Here is a 16,237-nt window from a genome sequence, read left to right as displayed (position 1 = left end):
CTTGAGATTGTTCTGGCTTCTCCATACTTGCTTAGATTTTTCTAGATTAATAGAAGAAAATTCGTGTAAACATGAAGAGCAATCTTGTGCTTTGAGAGGGCTTGTGGTATCCTGTTATTGATGTAAGTATCACTTCAAGCGCTTGATAACTAAGACAAGGGGACTGCTATGGAAGTTAGTTACAAAAAACTATGGAAAATCCTGATAGATAGAGATATGAAGAAAAAGGATTTGCAGGCGAAGGCCGGTATCAGCTGGGCATCCGTTACCAAGCTGTCTAAAGGTGAAACTGTCAGTATGGAAGTGCTAATGAAGGTATGCAAAACGTTGAATTGCGATATTGGAGACATCGTAGAGTTGATTCCTACCGAAAAAGACGTTATTAAGTGAAGGGTGACGATATGCCAGCGAGAAAGAAAAGCGTAATTAGCAAGGCCAGCTCTCACACAATCAAGAAATTTGAACTGATAGAGGAATACATCAAATCCTGGGCACAGAAGTTGATGTTGAATAACTCATGCAATGGCCTGATCTTTATAGATTGCATGTGCAATAGCGGGATTTATACAGATGACGCTGGAGAAATTGTAAAAGGTACGGCTGTGAGGGTATCGGAGGCATTGCTTGAGGTTGCAAGAACATATACCGATAAAACCGTGTATATCTATCTGAATGACAAAGACGCCAAGCGGGTAGATGAACTGGAGAAGCATTTGCCGCAGAATGAGCGCAATTTTCAGATTGTGACGTCAAGGCTGGATGCACATGAGCTTCTTAAGACTATCGGGCCGCAGTTATGCCAGACAGGACATTTGCATTACTTCCTGCTTTATGATCCGTATGATGCTTCGATTGACTGGGAAGCACTATTGCCGTTCTTCCGCAATTGGGGCGAGGTCATGATAAATCACATGGTCTCCGATCCGGTCAGAGCGATAACCCGTGCCAAGCGGAAAACGACAAAGGAAAAGTATGCGAATACTTACCTTGAAGACTTTGAAAAGCTGGTGCCCTTCGGAAGTGACAAGGCTGCCTATGAGGCAAGAGTGGAGGAAATCATCTCTTTCTTGCACGGACCGCGCAGATACTACGTTGCAGCGTTTCCTTTCTACAACACAAACAACTCGCACATGTATAACCTGATACATTGTACAAGCCATAAGGAAGGATTCAAGCTGTATAAGAAAAGTGCATGGAAAGTTTTCGGAGCACAGTCTTCTACCAAACACTCCACAGAAAGTGGGCAGCTGCGATTTGACTTTGATGGGGTTGTCACATTGGATACGGATACTTCCTGCTTCCATGTAAGAGATATTGCAAAGTATTTGCAGGATAATTTTAAAGGACGCAATCTAGTACCACTTACAGAATTGTGGGATTTGCTGGATGACCATCCAATCTTTCCGTCAGAAGGATATCGGAACGAGATCAAGAAAGAGCTGATCAGCGACTACGGAGCAAAAATCGAACAGATTGTCCGAGTCGAAACAAACAAGAAAGAATATGTCATTTCATTCTCTTCGTGAGAAAGAGTGTGGACGAGGATAAAAATAACAATGGTAACATCACAAAAATTTGGCGGCAAATGGACGGAGGAAAAGCTCAATATCTTCACGAGTTATCTGGAAGCATACCTAATTGCGTTGCAAAACCAGAAGTTCAAGAAGATATATATCGACGCTTTCGCCGGGACAGGAGAAATCGAGACCAGCGACGGTGAGCAGTACCTTGTAGGCTCTGCCAAAAGGGCACTGGCCGCAGATAGAAAATTTGACCGTTACTACTTCATCGAAGGAGACGAGAAAAAGGCAGCGGAGCTCCGGGAGGTGGTAAACACAGAGTTTCCGTACTTGTCGAGGATCGTCACTGTATACTGTGGAGATGCAAACGACAAACTCGCACAGATTATTCGTGATGTAGATTGGCGGTATAATCGAGGACTCTTATTTTTAGATCCTTACGCGACACAGGTGAATTGGACAACGCTTGAGACCGTGGCAAGGACAAAATCTATTGATGTTTGGTATCTGTTCCCGTTCTCGGCACTGAATAGGATGCTGCCTAAAAACGGTAAGTATGAAACATGGGAAAACTGCATAGACAGGTTGCTGGGAGATGATGGCTGGCAAACCGAGTTCTATAAGGAAGACCCCCAAATGTCACTGTTTGACCTGCTCCCTGACTCTGAGACATCTAACAACGGCACAAGAAAGGTCAAAGATTCCAATACAGATCATATTAAGGATTATATCATCTCTCGGCTAGGGACGATATTCCCATGCGTGTCTAAGCACCCACGGATTTTCAGAAACAGCCGGAACTCGCCGATGTTCTTATTCTGCTTTGCTATTTCGAGTGAGAGTCCGAAAGCGCAGCGACTCGCTCTGCGGATAGCAGATCACATATTAAAGAATAAGTAGGCGGAGGATGGAGTTAACTTGAAAACCATAACGCGAAAATCCATGCTTTACCAAACGGGTGTTGAGTATGGTGACTATACGATGAATCACGTGCAGGGATGTGCACATGGATGCAAATATCCATGCTACGCATTCCTGTTGAAGAAACGGTTCGGGCAAATTAAAGACTACGATAGTTGGCTGGAACCATATCTGGTGTCTAATACCCTTGAACTGCTGGATAAGGAGATACCAAGGCTCAGAGACAAAATACAATCTGTTCAGCTTTGTTTTACGACAGACCCATTTATGCAAGGATATCCGGAAATATCAGCTATGAGCATAGCAGCTATGCGAAAGCTGAATGAGGCAGGTATAAAATGTACAACGCTTACCAAAGGCCTGCTGCCTATAGAACTGGCGCAGCTGTCTCCGGAAAATGAGTACGGTATCACGCTCATTTCCTTGGATGAGACATACCGAGAAAAAATGGAGCCGGGTGCAGCTTCTTATACGGAGCGGTTGGCTGCTTTGCGAGCGCTCCATGATGCAGGCTGCCGGACTTGGGTAAGCATCGAGCCTTATCCCACGCCGAACATGATTGAGCAGGATTTGAATAAAATCTTAGAGGCGGTAGCGTTTACCGACCGTATCATTTTTGGTAGAACGAATTACAGCAAGATGGCAAACGCCTACAGGAGACATAAACACTTTTACAATGTATGCGCGACAGAAGTAATTACTTTCTGCCAGGAGCACGGCATTGATTACCATATCAAAGAAAAGACGATCACAGAAGAATGAGGTGGAAACGGTGGCACTATTACAAGATCTGATCCAGCAGATCGACGATCCCACACTTCGGGACAGGATTTTGCAGGAAACCAATAAATTGATAAAGCAAAAAAAGTTTGGGCTCGTATTTGAGGAACATCTGCCGGAATGCACACCGCTCTATGACGTGCCAGTTCGTGTTGGCTCTAAAGTTGCACGAAAAATCGGATATGTCAGTGATATTTATACTGTTCTGAAAATAGAAGGTAGTGCTGTTCTATGTGATCGCCGGGAAACCCATGAACAGGTTACCTTCCAAATGGATGAAATTGTGGCAATCGCAGAATTTGGAGAGCTAATTTATCCGACGCTCAGACCTTTGGATTATGTAGAGAATGCGCCTGATAGTGATCTTTGGCATACATTGATTGAAGCAGATAACTATCACGCACTCCAACTTTTAGAATATCTATATGCAGAAAAGGCGGATTGCATCTATATTGACCCCCCATATAACACGGGGGCTAAAGATTGGAAATATAATAACGATTATGTTGATAGTACGGATGCCTATCGCCATAGCAAATGGTTGTCCATGATGGAAAAGCGTTTGAAGCTGGCGAAGAAATTATTAAATCCGGAAGACTCGGTTTTAATTGTAACCATTGATGAAAAAGAATATCTTCATCTTGGCTGCCTTCTTGAGGAGATTTTTTCTGGGGAGACGATGCAAATGGTTAGCATAACCATTAATCCCTCTGGAGCAAAGCGAGATAATCTATTTTCGCGCTCTGATGAATATGCGTATATTATTCTCTTTGGTAACGCACAAGTGGTACACCCGAAAGGGAATGGCGATGAACGAGAAGTAAGATGGTGGTATTTACGCAGAACGGATTATGCCTCTAGAAGAGGGACTGTTAAAGGAGGGGTGGCCCAATTTTATCCAATATATGTCGATGATAAGACAATGAAGATCGTTGCTATAGGAGAGGCATTGAAACCAGAGCAATCAAGATTTGATGTCCCGGCTATTGAAGGTGCTACTCCTGTATTCCCTGTTAGAGACGATGGAGTTGAAATGAACTGGGGAATAACAGGCGACTCTTTACAGCAACTTTGTAAAGAAGGTGTTGTAAGAGTTTCTCCAGGAAGCAAAAACCAACCATACGTGTTTAGATATTTAAGTGCTAATTATGTTGATAAAATTAAAAGTGGTCGATGGGCTGTACGAGGTCTACGCGAGGATGGAACCAAAATAGTTGTCGAAACAGAAGGTAAGGTTACAAGAACGACAACTGTATGGCAAAACAAAAGTTATGATGCGGGACAATACGGAACATCTGTACTTGGCGAAATAATCGGAAGCGGTAAATTCACTTTTCCCAAATCGGTGTATGCTGTAATGGATACACTTAAGTATTTCATTGCAAATAAGAAAAATGCTCTTGTTATTGATTTTTTTGCTGGATCTGGTACAACCATGCACGCTGTCAATCTGTTAAATTCAATAGACAATGGTCATCGCCGGTGTATTATGGTAACCAACAATGAAGTTTCAGCGGATGAAGCAAAAGCATTAGATGAAAAAGGATATAGGCCAGGAGATAAGGAGTGGGACAGACTCGGTATTGCTAGGTATGTCACATGGCCTCGAACGGTTTGTTCCATTAAGGGATGCAATATTGATGGAAAACCTCTCGATGGAAATTATGGATGTAATGTGGAACAATATACCGAGATTGAAGGGGAAATTGTTAATCCCGAAACTGGAAAAAAAATTCGAGGGAAAGTATATAAAAAAGAAAAAGAACCGACTTATCCTGAATTAGCGGATTTGAAGATGTCTGATGGATTCAAAACCAATGCTGTGTTCTTCAAACTGAGCTTTCTTGACAAGACATCCGTGGCGCTTGGCCGGCAATTCAAAGAACTGCTCCCGGTGCTCTGGATGAAGGGCGGAGCCATTGGAAAATGTCCGGCGCTCGAAAGTGACGAGCTTCCGGAGATGCTCATTCTGCCACAGAACAAAATGGCAGTTCTGATAAACGAAATATATTATTCCGAGTTTGATGCGGAATTAAGCCAGCATCCAGAAATTCAGACAGTCTTTATCGTGACAGATTCAGAGATAGCTTACCGGTCAATGATCCGCGCCTATGATGGCAAAACCTGCTATCAGCTTTACCGGGATTATCTGGACAATTTCCGTATCAACACAGGGAGGTAACTATGAAAGTAGAATTTGTGAGGCGACACGTAATATCTAAGTAGCGACACATAAAATAAAAGTGACAAACCTTGACAAACGCTGAAAAGGGCTGATTTCGCCTTGATGCCGAAAGACAAGGCTTGAAACAAAAATACAAATCTTGAAATGAAAAACACCAGCCGGGCGGCTTGCCTGACTGGTGTTTTTTGTTACTGGGTATCCTGGAGATCGGGCTTGATCTCGTTGAGCGCGTCCGAAAGCTGCTTGTACAGTTCCGGGTCTTTGTCGCGCAGCATGGAGAATATCCTGGCCCTCACGCCCTCCAGCGCCCTTTCCTCTGCCGTGCGATTGAGCGCGTCCGTGCGCTGCTTGTGGGCTGTGACTTTGATAAGGGAATTTGCTTCCCGCAGCAGCGTCGCCATCTTGATATCTTTCCACTCTTCCGGGGTGGCGCTTGCCAGGGTGTTGAGCATTGCGTTACTCACTACCCGGATGATTGCTTCGGAGGTATCCATCTCTGGCGTTCGCTCCATCTCATCCAGCAGCAGCTTGTAATTTTCCTGCGCCATACGAAGCTGCTGCGTGGTACAGAGGAATTGCCTTGCGTAATTGCAAACGGCCTGGCGGGACAGTTCCACATCGTTTTCCCGAAGGAATTGCACGATCTCGCGATAAGGTGCGCCAGCGAGCAGCATTTTATCCACACTGTCGCGCAGCGCCATGGGCAGTCGAGCAATCTTACCATTCCGCCTGCGGCGGGTGACCGGCCCGAACATCATCAATTCTCCACACAGGGGTCTTGAATGGCCCCCATGAGCAGCTGCGTTCCCTTTGACGGAATGTGGAGCCTCACGTTCCCGAAACTGCCTGCGCCCATGCTGTCAAGGCAGCGCAGCCCATCAGGATGGTCGATTGCGAGGTAACCGCTGTCACACAAATAGGTGATACTTTGGTGCAGCTGCTGTTCCGTAAAGGCAAAGCTGGAGTTGTTTTTAAACAGGCCGCAAATGGCGTTTAAAGTGCGTTGCGAAGGGGTTAAAAGATTGCACATCCGAAGAATCTGACCATTCAAATCGGCAAATCCCGCGCCTGCCGCCGCTGTGGCAGCCTCTCGTTCATTCATCCATCGTAGCCCCCTTTTTGAACGCCGATCCCGTCGCGGAACGCGGCCTCCTTCTCATCAATAAACATGATAGGCATGGAGCCGTCCCCTGTAGCAAACGGCGGCGGGATGGGGTCTTCCTTTTTGAAAAGCCACCCCTCTTTTTTTACCAGATCATCAATGGCCTGCCGGATCGCACCCTGTCGGTCTTCACTGCCTTTCAGCGCCTCAACATCGAGCAATGCCCTTACGGCTTTTTCGTTAAAGGCCTTCGCTCGCGTCATTTCTTCGGAAAGAAGGTGATTGAAGAAGTTTTCGTCATGCTGTCTGTGCACCTCGTCCGTGGCGGCTTTCAGCTCAGCCTCATGCATCCCCAGAACAGCGTCAAGGCATTCCTCGGGAACGCCCATCTCGATCAGTTCTTCACGCTTCATAACCAGCGCCTCCTTCGCTCTCGGTCAAATTCACTGCCTGCGACGCCGCCTTACCGCTGATGGTAAGTTCGCCGGTCACCGGCTCATAGCCTTCGGCCAGCACGTTATAGTGGTGGCTGCCGTTGGCAAGCTGGATGATCGCCTGTCCGCTTTCATCAGTAGATGCAAAGCGCCCGCCCGCGTAAACCTCGACTCCCTGTACGGGGGTGCTTTCGCCGGTGGTCACAGTGAATGTAGCGGCGTAGGTATTGGCCTTCGAAAGGTAGATCGCCCAACGCTTGTTCTTCAGCACAAAGGCGTCGAAGTAGATACGTCCTTCCACCAGCCAACCGTTGATCCCCTGGGGGTTCTCATGTTGCTTGTAGTCAGCAATCTTTTTCGGGGCAACCATGGCGCAAGGGTGGGTAATCAGGAAGTTCACTCCCAGCGGGAGATATTCCGTGGGAACCACAACAATAGCGGTATTGTCCACCTTCCCCACTGCGCCGTTGATCGCGATATCCAGGCCTTTGTCCCCATTCTTGGTAAAGTTCTTGTCCAGCTTGATACACATATAGTAATCAGGGCTGACAAAAGCGATACGGCCCTCGGTAGGAACCTTCTTGTTAAACAGTTCTCGCGATGCCGTGAGGAAAGAGGTGTAAGCGTTCTCCGGGGTGATATCTTCCACCCGGATAGTCGCGGCGTTCTTTGCGAGAACCGCGATGCGGTAACGGTCAACATACGGAACGATCACTTCTTTGATCTCCCGATCCATCGCGGCTCCCGCACTGTGGGTCATCATGGTATCGGTGTTGTTGCGCCGGTCAATGGTGAAGGTGAAGCTTTTATCCTGGGTAAGCTTCATGTTCTGCAAAGAGCTGCCGATCTCCTGGGGAGTACCGTACCGATTGGAGGCGGCGTCCATGTCGTAGTCGTTGAGGGGAACGGTTGCGATGCTGCGAATGCTGATACTGTTGACGCCGTCGAAATCGTATTCGTTGTTCGCCGCAGCGTCAGTCAGGGATACTTGCTGAAAGCGTTCGTCGATGATCTCCGAATATTTTTCAGCGTATGCGATAGTGGGCTGTTCTGCCATATAGGCACCTTCCTTTCTTTTTGCGCCGGTAAGGCGCTGCTCTTTTTATTCCAAATAGGCTGTTACGCCTACTTGCCGGTTACAGATTGGTTTTTGATGATTTTGCGAATGGCTCCATCCGAAAGCCTGTATTTGACCGCGAGCTGTGAAACAGTCATGCCGTGCTCGGTATAATCCTGGTAGATCAGACGATTCCTTACAGGTGTAACCACGTTGTGGAGAACGGGAATATAAAGCCTTCCTGTTCCCCCGTATGCAACCACCAGCCGCCGGAATGCATCAATGCCGATCGTTTCGGCCAGTTCGCGGGTTTCTCCCGTGAGGTTATCCAGCTCCACGTTTTCCAGAAGATCATTCATTGTACCACCCCCCTTCTTTTATGATGCCCGCCGCCTCCAGAGGTTGGCCGCGCGTATGATACAGGCTGAAAGGCTCACCTCCTTCCTGGTAAATGGATTCATTCCCGCAACCTGGAGCTGTGATGAACTGCGGCATTTTGTACAAAGCGCCTGGACGGCGGGATTGCTGTAAGCCCAACGGCTTTCCAGAACTGTGGGCGCTCCACAGAACGGGCACGTGGGCAAGCAAGGTTCGAGCTGATCCATGAGGGAACGAGCAGCTTGCAGCTTCCCCGCGCCGCCTATCCATTCAAGCTTTTTGGTGTCGTGGTCTACATCATCGAAATGGTTCCCGCGAACAGTGATTTTTGTATCTGTCATGGCCAATTGCCTCCTTGCTGCGCTTACACCCCTTTAATTTCGCCGGAAACCCCTTTAAAAACGTCCGGGGCGAATTTATAGTAAGCTGACATTCCGAAACGAAAAACGCAAAACAGGGCCATTTGTGGCGGCGCTGCGCGTTGTGCTTTTTCTTTGCGTGTGGTAAGATAAAAGTGACTTCGGAGAGTTGTTGAAGAAGTCGCTTTGCGGGGCGGCTGCTATTCGCGGTAGCAGCCGCCTCATTTGTGTATCTTTCGCAGCTGGTCGGCTGCAAGTTCTGTCCCTGTTTTGATGCCGTATGTCATTCCCCACAGAAAGAGCAATCGCAGCAGGTCGCTTTGCTGTAAGCAATGCTTTCGGGCATCCAGCCGGAGCAGCGCAAGTGCTGCCGTGATTTGTGGTTCAATGTCCAGCGGCTCCGTTTCCGGCAAAAGATCGTGGAGTTCTTCCTGTATTGCCTGGCACTGCTCCATGATCCATCGCTGGATGGTAGCGGGTTCCGTTCCGTTGCTCATAGCACTCCCTCCTTATATTTCAATGCCGAGGAATTCGCGTTGCGTTCGACGGAGCAGACCAACATTGAACGGCGTGTGCGCAGCGGTGGCCGCTTCCCCGGCGAGCTGGAAGATCTTCTTTGCAGTACGCAGGCTCTCAACGCTTGCCAGTTTCAGCAGAAACGCTTGCTCTGCTTCTCCAGAGCACCCGAACACGCCCTTGATCTCGTCCACGGTGTACTCGTTGTGAACCTTTTTTCGCACAATGATGCGCGTTCTGATCTGGTCGAACTCGTACCCTTTGCGCGGAGATGTCATTTGCAGGTAGATCTTGTCATTCCCGGAAAACACGATTCCGACGCCCGCCAAATCGTTCAGATTACGGACGGCTTGCAATGCCGAGAAGGAAAGATGGTCGGCTTCGTCCACGATGATCAAGCGGCTTGTGCCTCGCAGCTGCTCCACAAGAAGCTTCATCAATGCATCCCGGCGTCCGGGGGCGGGCTTGCCAAGTTCCGCACAGATCATCTTCAAAATTGCGGTGGCCGAGGGTGTGCAGGCGTTGGCTGTTACCATAATGACACCGGCGTTGTTCGCAGCGTAGTAATTGAGCGCGGTAGTCTTACCTGCTCCGGCGTCACCGCATACCAGAGCGACGTCATTGTGCTTATGTGCATACACACAGGCGAAAAGCACGTCTTTTGTATTCCGCAGATCAGGATAGAAGCTGCTCGTTTGAACGGTGTTTAAACGGGCTTTTGCCATGGTAAGATACTGCTGTATTTCCTGCGCTGTCTTGTCAGAATCTCCCAGATAAGTACCGCTGAGAAACTGGGAAATGCGGGTTGCGGAAATGCCGGTCTCCTTGGAAATCTGCTGCTGCGATTTGCCGCTGTCCTGGATGAACTGAAGCAAATCCTGTCTAGCCGTATCAACGTTATGCATGGGTGACCTCCTGTTGCATATAGTAAGCCGTCAGGGCGTCGGTCAAGCTCTCTTCTTCCCGCGCGATGGGACGGCTGCTCTTAAGAGTGGATGCATTTTTGCTGGCCTGCGCGGTCAGCTGCTCCACTTCCGGGACGTCGCGTTGTTCCTCGTACCGTTCCAGGAGCTGATTGCGGGCAATTATCTCCTGGACGCTCATTTCCCGGGTCGGGCCGTAGTCCTGTACGATCTTGCGAGCGGCGCGTTTCTGCTTGGCAGCTTCAATGTAGGCTTCTTCGGTGGTATGCCGGAACCCGGAGACCAGTTTTGCGGAGGCCATACACAAGGCGTTGTTGTCCTGGTCGAATATAGCCACCTCGTCAATGTTCGCCGGATCATACAGGGCGATGACCTTTTGCCCAACATACCGCAGAAGCATATCGTTGTAATAGAAGTTGTTGAACATACAGATACCGTTTTTCTGAACGGTTCGCTCCACCGTGTTCCCGCACAGGAGCCGTAGAGCATCGTGATCGCTTACCACCCGGCGCAGTTCCAGATTCTCCATGTATACCTGGTTTGGCGATTGCCCGTTCATATCTTGGCCCCTGCTGGCGGTATCGTGGTACTCGTCCAGCCATGCGTGAAAAGCGGAATTAAATTCCTCTATCGTAGGCGCGATCTCTGCGATTTTTGAATTGGGTATACGCATACATTCCGGGCGCTGCTTCGCGTCTTTCCCGCAGTAGGTAGGCCACATCCGCCCAAACTGAATTTCCATTGTGCCGAAGAAGCGTTCCACCGTTTTTGCCTGGCCGTGGAATGGTGTAGCATACACGGTATTGATACCCAGCCGATTGACCAGGGAGTGGGGGTAGTCGCGGTTGAAGTCTTTAGACCGATAGTCCTTGCCGTTGTCAAAATAGACCTCGTTTGGCAACCCGTATTTCTCCACGCCCAGCCGGAAACATTGTTTGATGGCTGTTGTATTCGGGTCTGCGTCGCGGATCAGAGCGCCCATGACCTTGTTAGACCTGGCGTCAAAGAATACTGTGAGCCAAGGCCGGACGGCCTTTCCTTTCTTATTCCGAACAAAGACGTCGAACAGATGGTGGTCGGAGAACCAAATATCATTGGATGCGATATCCTGGCGGCTACGCTGCATGGATGGCAGCGCGTCCCGGAATGCGGTATCTCCTTCACGGAATTGCTTGATCGCGTAGAACGGGATTTCTTTCACGCGCCGCTGGAAGGTTCTTACCGAGGGGATATCGGGATAAACCTTTTTTGTCTGCTTGTGGCACCATTGCACCGTGCGCTTTTGCTGTGTCATATAGAGGGAATAGAAATATTCCCATGCGTCGGGCGGGATGGTGCTTGTCCCTTTTCGCGAAAAGCCGCCGCGTTTGTCAACCAGCTCCGGCAGATCGCCGCCGTCCTTGATGATCCGTTGCCATGCGTATAGCTGGTTCTCTGTGATCGGCTCATAATAGCCGAGGGCATTACGCCAGGCTACAAACTCGGCAGGAGATAAGCCGCTGCGCCTGTATTCCAGCACACAGCCCATCTTCTCATTGGCTGCATGCAGCTGGGCGTTCGTAAACTGTGCCAGCTCTTCTTCCTGGCGCTCTTTTTCAATGCCGTGGTAGCGGTCTTGCGCCGCTTGTGGGAGACTTTCTAAAACAATACGCAGTTGACGCCCGCCGCGCCCGAGGCCTTCTATAAATACATATTTATATAGACCACGTGCTGCACGACGCTCTATTGTTCTCGATGTTGTATTTAATAGTTCAGCGGCTTTTTGTGTGGTTAGCAATGACAAAAGGTCTTCACCCCCTTCCCGGCATTCTGTGATTATAAGATTAGCCCAGTTCTTTAAAGAGCAGATCAACAGAAATTCCGAGCGCTTTGCTAATTCTCAGGGCTACAGGTAGGGAAGGGATTGCTCGGCCAGAAATCACATGATTGACCATAGAAGGGGTAACGTCGCACTGTTCCGCAAGCCATGTCTGATCCTTTCCCAGTGAACTGAGCAACAGAATCATTGTTTTTCCATGCAGGGGAAAGCTTTTGAATATTTCTTTTGAGCGGCTTGTCATATAGAAACCTCCTTGTTGAAAAATGAGTGCTGTGTGCTATACTAACTATGAGTACAACTCAAGTATAATATCTGTGACAGATAAAGTCAACTCGTTTTTTATCTTTTACAGATAAATTAGGAGGATACTATGTCTACTTTAGGCGAGCGGTTTAAGGAAGTTCGAATAACCAGAGGGTACAACCAGCGTGATTTTGCAAGTGAACTGGGAATATCACAAAACCATATATCAAGTATTGAAAATGATAAAGAAAAACCATCGGCTTTGTTACAAAAACTGGTGTGCTATAGGTTTAATGTTGATGAATCATGGTTGTCCGATGGAGTAGGAACACTGCTCCCTGAATCCAACATCCCTATAGTTGATGGATCAATCAACGAGGACGAATTATTCGTAGCAAAGTATGGAGAACTTCGCGTTATTATTGATTCTTTACTGAAAGAAAGAAGTGGGGATGAACTTAAATATACTGTACTTGCGCTTAACTATCTCGTTGGTATGTTGGCCTGTAGCAAAGTGGATCCGGAAAACAAAAGCAAGTTTTTGGCTACTGTGTGTAGTGTAGTTGACGAAATGGAGAAATTAGCGTTTCAGTCTTCTACGATTTCAAATTATGGGAAAAAAGATTACGGGCATTTTCTGAGGTATAAGAATATGGCAGAAAAGCGAATTTCCGCTATTGAGCAGCAAATACGGATTATGAACAATGTCTATTTAAAACAGTATGGGGTGGACAAAGATATAGTTCTGTAACATGCGCCTGCTGTCAGAAAGCCACTACAACTCTTGCGACAATAATCCATACACATGGAACTGAATAGTGATAAGATGCCTTGCTACAAAAATGTCGTAAGTCCTTCGTTAGTAGCATAATCAATAGCAACTATTAAAAAAGCCTACAAACCGTGTATTAATCACGTTTTGTAGGCTTTTCAAATAAAATGAGTATTGTCGTTAGTCGTTTACTGACTAACGACAAACTTTGATTTTGCGTGTCGCTATTTTATGGCTTGAACTCGTGAAAAAGTGGCTTATAATGCGGGTTTACAGGGGCTTCAATCCAATTCATTAGACTAACGACAAACTTGGATTTTATGTGTCGCGCAACAGAATTATTCCCTTTTCAGAAAAGAGCCCTCAGCGACATCCGAATGAAGACTGCGGAGGCATTGGGCAGTTATCATAGAACGCATGCGCCACAGGTGGTTTCCTTTACTGCTCCGACCGGAGCTGGAAAGACCATCATCATGTCTGCGCTGATTGAAAGCATCCTATATGGCGATGACTCCTACGCAGAGCAACCGAATGCAATCATTGTCTGGCTTTCGGATTCTCCGCAGCTGAACGAGCAGTCCAAGCTGAAGATCGATTCTAAGGCCGATAAAATCCGCCTTTCGCAGTGTGTGACAGTAACGGAGGACTCTTTTGACAAGGAGACTTTCGAGGACGGGCATATCTATTTCTTAAATACGCAGAAGCTATCTGTTACATCAAGGCTCACCAAAAATGGTGATAACCGTTCCTATACCATTTGGGAAACGCTGGCCAATACCGTCAGAGATAAGAGTGACCGCCTATACTTCATTATCGATGAGGCACATCGTGGTATGCAGGGTCGTGAAGCCAGCAAAGCCACGACAATCATGCAGAAGTTCATCAAGGGTAGTGACGAGGATCATATCCCGCCGATGCCTGTGGTGATCGGTATGTCCGCAACGACTCAACGGTTCAATGCTCTGGTCGAGGGCACATCTTCAACTATACATAAGGCCATTGTCACTGCGGACGAGGTGCGGGCGTCCGGACTTTTAAAAGACCGCATTGTTATCACTTACCCGGAGGCCAGCGCAGTCAACAACGATATGGCTATCCTGCAGGCGGCAGCAGACGATTGGAAGGAAAAGTGGGAACACTGGACGCAGTATTGTTTTGAGCAGCATTATGCCTATGTGAATCCAATTTTAATCATTCAGGTTTTGAATGGAACCGGCGGTAAACTGACCGATAGCAATTTGGATGATTGCATCGCAAAAATCGAAGAGCGGACAGGTTTCAAGCTGGAAAGCGGTCAGGTAGTTCACACTTTCGGAGGAACAACTGCCTCTCTTACGGTAAATGGACTTGAAGTACGCTATGAGGAGCCTTCCCGCATCGCAGATGATCGCAATATCCGTATTGTGTTTTTTAAAGAAAATCTGTCCACAGGCTGGGATTGCCCAAGGGCAGAGACCATGATGTCCTTCAAACGCGCAAATGACGCCACGTATATCGCACAACTTCTCGGACGCATGGTCAGAACCCCGATGCAGATGCATATTCAGGTCGATGATGTCCTGAATGATGTGCACCTCTATTTACCGTACTTTAACGAGGAAACTGTCAAAGACGTTGTAGAGGTATTGCAGAGCACTGAGGGTGGAGATATTCCGACAGACGTTTTTGGTGAGTCATTATCTGAAAAGCGCTTCGAGACCTTAACTGTCAAACCGAAGAAGAAAACGCAAACGCCAATTCCGGGACAGATGACTTTGGATGTGTTTGCCAATCAAAATAACGCGGCACAGACTTTGGCATCCATAACAGATACGCAGGGTGAGTCTGCTCCGTTACAGCAGCAAACACAAATTCCGGATGCAGCCGAAGCGACATCAGCACAGCCTGCTGCGACACTCCAACGGATGAGCGCCGAGAGCGCACAGACCGTTCAGCCAGATGTTACACCGACAGCAGATGCTCAGCCGAGTGCAACTGTTGCATCTGAAACTGCGATTCCGGATAGTCAGCAAGAAAAAGCAGAGGATTTATTTGACCGTGAAGCAGTTATGAAGTTCATCAATGATGCCGGTCTGCTTTCTTATAATGTCAGAGCGCTCCGGATTAACGATTATCTTAAATCGCTATATCGGATGGCACACCTGCTTAGTATGTCCAAGCTGCGCCGTGAGGCAATCAGAGAGGTACAGAATGAGATTGTCCAGATGATTCATGATTATGTGGAAGATCTGAAAGCTAAGGACAAGTACGATGACCTTGTGCAGCAGGTAAAACAGTTCAAGCTGTCCACGCAAATTTTTGATGTCTTCGGTGAGACCGTGGACAACTATTCTGTTCATGATATGTTTACGACGACCGATACAGATATTGAGCGTCAGTTCCAGATTGCCGATGTGAAACTGGGGCGCGAAGGCATCGGCATGGTGTATGGCAATAAATATGGCGACTTAAGTGACCCAACAGCCTTTAAGGTAGATGTCATTCTTTTTGTCGCTGACGAAGATTGTATGGATAGGCTTCATGCCTATGCGGAGAAACGTTTCCATGGACTAAATGATGATTATCGCAGGTACATTGCCACCATTGACTCAGAAAAAATTCGCCGTGACTACGACAGCATTGTGTCCGACGGCGATGTGGTAAGTAAGCACAATTTTCGCCTTCCTGAGACAATTCAGGTGCCACATGAAGCTGGCGGCAAAGAATACAGAGACCATTTGTTCGTCAACGAAACCACTGGAACAGCAAAGCTGAAGCTAAACGGCTGGGAGGCCGATCTGATTGCCGAGGAAGAAAAGCGACCGGATTTTGTCTGCTGGATTCGTAATCCTTCCAGAGCGTCGTGGGCGCTTTGCATCCCATATGAAATTGATGGAGAAATCAAACCGACGTATCCTGATTTTATCGTAGTTCGTCAGGACGAACGCCTCGGTTATGTGATTGATATTCTTGAGCCACACAGCGCAGACTTTAAGGATAACCTCGGAAAAGCAAAGGGCTTTGCTGAATACGCAAGACAGAATCCGGGTGTCGGCAGAATCCAGCTTATCCGCATGAGCAAGGATTCAGCCGGAAGAAACCAGTTCAAACGATTGGATATGTACCGGACAGCGATCCGCGACAAGGTGTCTCATGCGATCAATACTGATGAGCTGGATCACATCTTCGATACGGACGGAGTCATCGAATAAGAATCATTGCCTTTCGCATAAAAAACTGGTCGGTTTC

General features: G+C 47.8%; 16 protein-coding genes. 7 read left to right on the top strand and 9 right to left on the bottom strand.

Annotation, left to right across the window (positions count from 1 at the left end):
* Nucleotides 1–168: 168 nt before the first annotated feature.
* The 5 genes from ACMI1Q_RS01115 to ACMI1Q_RS01095 all read left to right on the top strand — a co-directional run bounded on the left by ACMI1Q_RS01115 (nt 169) and on the right by ACMI1Q_RS01095 (nt 5,403).
* Nucleotides 169–390, top strand: a complete 222-nt coding sequence (locus ACMI1Q_RS01115; protein ID WP_317399274.1) for a helix-turn-helix transcriptional regulator — start codon at nt 169–171, stop codon at nt 388–390.
* Nucleotides 387–1,526 carry a three-Cys-motif partner protein TcmP gene (gene tcmP / locus ACMI1Q_RS01110; protein WP_419502511.1) on the top strand — a complete coding sequence of 380 codons (1,140 nt, stop codon included), beginning with the start codon at nt 387–389 and terminating at the stop codon, nt 1,524–1,526. Before ACMI1Q_RS01115 ends, tcmP begins: the two co-directional genes overlap by 4 nt.
* A gap of 30 nt (nt 1,527–1,556) precedes the next feature.
* Complete coding sequence (locus ACMI1Q_RS01105) at nt 1,557–2,420, top strand: three-Cys-motif partner protein TcmP (protein ID WP_419502510.1); 864 nt, start codon at nt 1,557–1,559, stop codon at nt 2,418–2,420.
* Nucleotides 2,421–2,501: 81 nt separating this feature from the next.
* On the top strand, nt 2,502–3,203 hold the full coding sequence (locus ACMI1Q_RS01100) for a radical SAM protein (RefSeq protein ID WP_419502509.1): 702 nt from the start codon (nt 2,502–2,504) through the stop codon (nt 3,201–3,203).
* Nucleotide 3,204: 1 nt separating this feature from the next.
* The gene (locus tag ACMI1Q_RS01095; RefSeq protein ID WP_419502508.1) at nt 3,205–5,403 is read left to right on the top strand and encodes a site-specific DNA-methyltransferase; all 2,199 of its coding nucleotides are present in this window, start codon (nt 3,205–3,207) and stop codon (nt 5,401–5,403) included.
* A 191-nt stretch (nt 5,404–5,594) separates the two neighbouring features.
* Here the strand turns inward: ACMI1Q_RS01095 and ACMI1Q_RS01090 are convergent, their stop codons facing one another.
* The 9 genes from ACMI1Q_RS01090 to ACMI1Q_RS01050 all read right to left on the bottom strand — a co-directional run bounded on the left by ACMI1Q_RS01090 (nt 5,595) and on the right by ACMI1Q_RS01050 (nt 12,235).
* Nucleotides 5,595–6,161, bottom strand: coding sequence for a phage protein Gp27 family protein (locus ACMI1Q_RS01090; protein WP_419502507.1), 567 nt, complete (start codon nt 6,159–6,161; stop codon nt 5,595–5,597).
* 2 nt (nt 6,162–6,163) lie between these two features.
* Nucleotides 6,164–6,508 (bottom strand): hypothetical protein, encoded by a 345-nt coding sequence (locus tag ACMI1Q_RS01085; protein WP_419502506.1) that lies wholly within the window; start codon nt 6,506–6,508, stop codon nt 6,164–6,166.
* On the bottom strand, nt 6,505–6,921 hold the full coding sequence (locus tag ACMI1Q_RS01080) for a phage scaffolding protein (RefSeq protein ID WP_419502505.1): 417 nt from the start codon (nt 6,919–6,921) through the stop codon (nt 6,505–6,507). The genes ACMI1Q_RS01085 and ACMI1Q_RS01080 overlap by 4 nt, the downstream gene beginning before the upstream one ends.
* Nucleotides 6,911–7,999: a N4-gp56 family major capsid protein gene (locus ACMI1Q_RS01075; RefSeq protein ID WP_419502504.1), complete on the bottom strand. Its 1,089-nt coding sequence runs from the start codon at nt 7,997–7,999 to the stop codon at nt 6,911–6,913. The genes ACMI1Q_RS01080 and ACMI1Q_RS01075 overlap by 11 nt, the downstream gene beginning before the upstream one ends.
* Nucleotides 8,000–8,067: 68 nt before the next feature.
* Nucleotides 8,068–8,358 (bottom strand): Mor transcription activator family protein, encoded by a 291-nt coding sequence (locus ACMI1Q_RS01070; protein ID WP_419502503.1) that lies wholly within the window; start codon nt 8,356–8,358, stop codon nt 8,068–8,070.
* Between the two features lie 599 nt (nt 8,359–8,957).
* Nucleotides 8,958–9,233, bottom strand: coding sequence for a hypothetical protein (locus ACMI1Q_RS01065; protein WP_419502502.1), 276 nt, complete (start codon nt 9,231–9,233; stop codon nt 8,958–8,960).
* Nucleotides 9,234–9,245: 12 nt separating this feature from the next.
* Nucleotides 9,246–10,157, bottom strand: a complete 912-nt coding sequence (locus ACMI1Q_RS01060) for an AAA family ATPase (protein WP_419502501.1) — start codon at nt 10,155–10,157, stop codon at nt 9,246–9,248.
* Nucleotides 10,150–11,958, bottom strand: coding sequence for a Mu transposase C-terminal domain-containing protein (locus ACMI1Q_RS01055; RefSeq protein WP_419502500.1), 1,809 nt, complete (start codon nt 11,956–11,958; stop codon nt 10,150–10,152). Before ACMI1Q_RS01055 ends, ACMI1Q_RS01060 begins: the two co-directional genes overlap by 8 nt.
* 40 nt (nt 11,959–11,998) lie before the next feature.
* A complete protein-coding gene (locus ACMI1Q_RS01050; protein ID WP_419502499.1) occupies nt 11,999–12,235 on the bottom strand; it encodes a helix-turn-helix transcriptional regulator in 237 nt (78 codons plus the stop codon).
* A 129-nt stretch (nt 12,236–12,364) separates the two neighbouring features.
* Between ACMI1Q_RS01050 and ACMI1Q_RS01045 the strand changes: the two genes are divergently transcribed.
* Complete coding sequence (locus ACMI1Q_RS01045; RefSeq protein ID WP_419502498.1) at nt 12,365–12,988, top strand: helix-turn-helix domain-containing protein; 624 nt, start codon at nt 12,365–12,367, stop codon at nt 12,986–12,988.
* A gap of 398 nt (nt 12,989–13,386) precedes the next feature.
* A complete protein-coding gene (locus ACMI1Q_RS01040; protein ID WP_419502497.1) occupies nt 13,387–16,200 on the top strand; it encodes a DEAD/DEAH box helicase in 2,814 nt (937 codons plus the stop codon).
* Nucleotides 16,201–16,237: the final 37 nt, after the last annotated feature.

This window comes from Candidatus Allofournierella excrementavium, from assembly GCF_048526665.1.
In the GTDB taxonomy this organism is placed as follows: Bacteria; Bacillota; Clostridia; order Oscillospirales; family Ruminococcaceae; genus Allofournierella_A; species Allofournierella_A excrementavium.
The sequence above is the reverse complement of the archived record's forward strand: the minus strand, read 5'-3'. Positions and strand labels throughout refer to the sequence as shown.

What these genes read in the sequence shown, in the direction of transcription:
- ACMI1Q_RS01100 (WP_419502509.1), top strand. Translation starts at nt 2,502, where the DNA reads ATGAATCACGTGCAGGGATGTGCACATGGATGCAAATATCCATGCTAC.
- ACMI1Q_RS01105 (WP_419502510.1), top strand. Translation starts at nt 1,557, where the DNA reads ATGGTAACATCACAAAAATTTGGCGGCAAATGGACGGAGGAAAAGCTC.
- ACMI1Q_RS01115 (WP_317399274.1), top strand. Translation starts at nt 169, where the DNA reads ATGGAAGTTAGTTACAAAAAACTATGGAAAATCCTGATAGATAGAGAT.
- ACMI1Q_RS01050 (WP_419502499.1), bottom strand. Translation starts at nt 12,235, where the DNA reads ATGACAAGCCGCTCAAAAGAAATATTCAAAAGCTTTCCCCTGCATGGA.
- ACMI1Q_RS01080 (WP_419502505.1), bottom strand. Translation starts at nt 6,921, where the DNA reads ATGAAGCGTGAAGAACTGATCGAGATGGGCGTTCCCGAGGAATGCCTT.
- ACMI1Q_RS01060 (WP_419502501.1), bottom strand. Translation starts at nt 10,157, where the DNA reads ATGCATAACGTTGATACGGCTAGACAGGATTTGCTTCAGTTCATCCAG.
- ACMI1Q_RS01045 (WP_419502498.1), top strand. Translation starts at nt 12,365, where the DNA reads ATGTCTACTTTAGGCGAGCGGTTTAAGGAAGTTCGAATAACCAGAGGG.
- ACMI1Q_RS01040 (WP_419502497.1), top strand. Translation starts at nt 13,387, where the DNA reads ATGAAGACTGCGGAGGCATTGGGCAGTTATCATAGAACGCATGCGCCA.
- ACMI1Q_RS01070 (WP_419502503.1), bottom strand. Translation starts at nt 8,358, where the DNA reads ATGAATGATCTTCTGGAAAACGTGGAGCTGGATAACCTCACGGGAGAA.
- ACMI1Q_RS01085 (WP_419502506.1), bottom strand. Translation starts at nt 6,508, where the DNA reads ATGAATGAACGAGAGGCTGCCACAGCGGCGGCAGGCGCGGGATTTGCC.
- ACMI1Q_RS01090 (WP_419502507.1), bottom strand. Translation starts at nt 6,161, where the DNA reads ATGTTCGGGCCGGTCACCCGCCGCAGGCGGAATGGTAAGATTGCTCGA.
- ACMI1Q_RS01075 (WP_419502504.1), bottom strand. Translation starts at nt 7,999, where the DNA reads ATGGCAGAACAGCCCACTATCGCATACGCTGAAAAATATTCGGAGATC.
- ACMI1Q_RS01065 (WP_419502502.1), bottom strand. Translation starts at nt 9,233, where the DNA reads ATGAGCAACGGAACGGAACCCGCTACCATCCAGCGATGGATCATGGAG.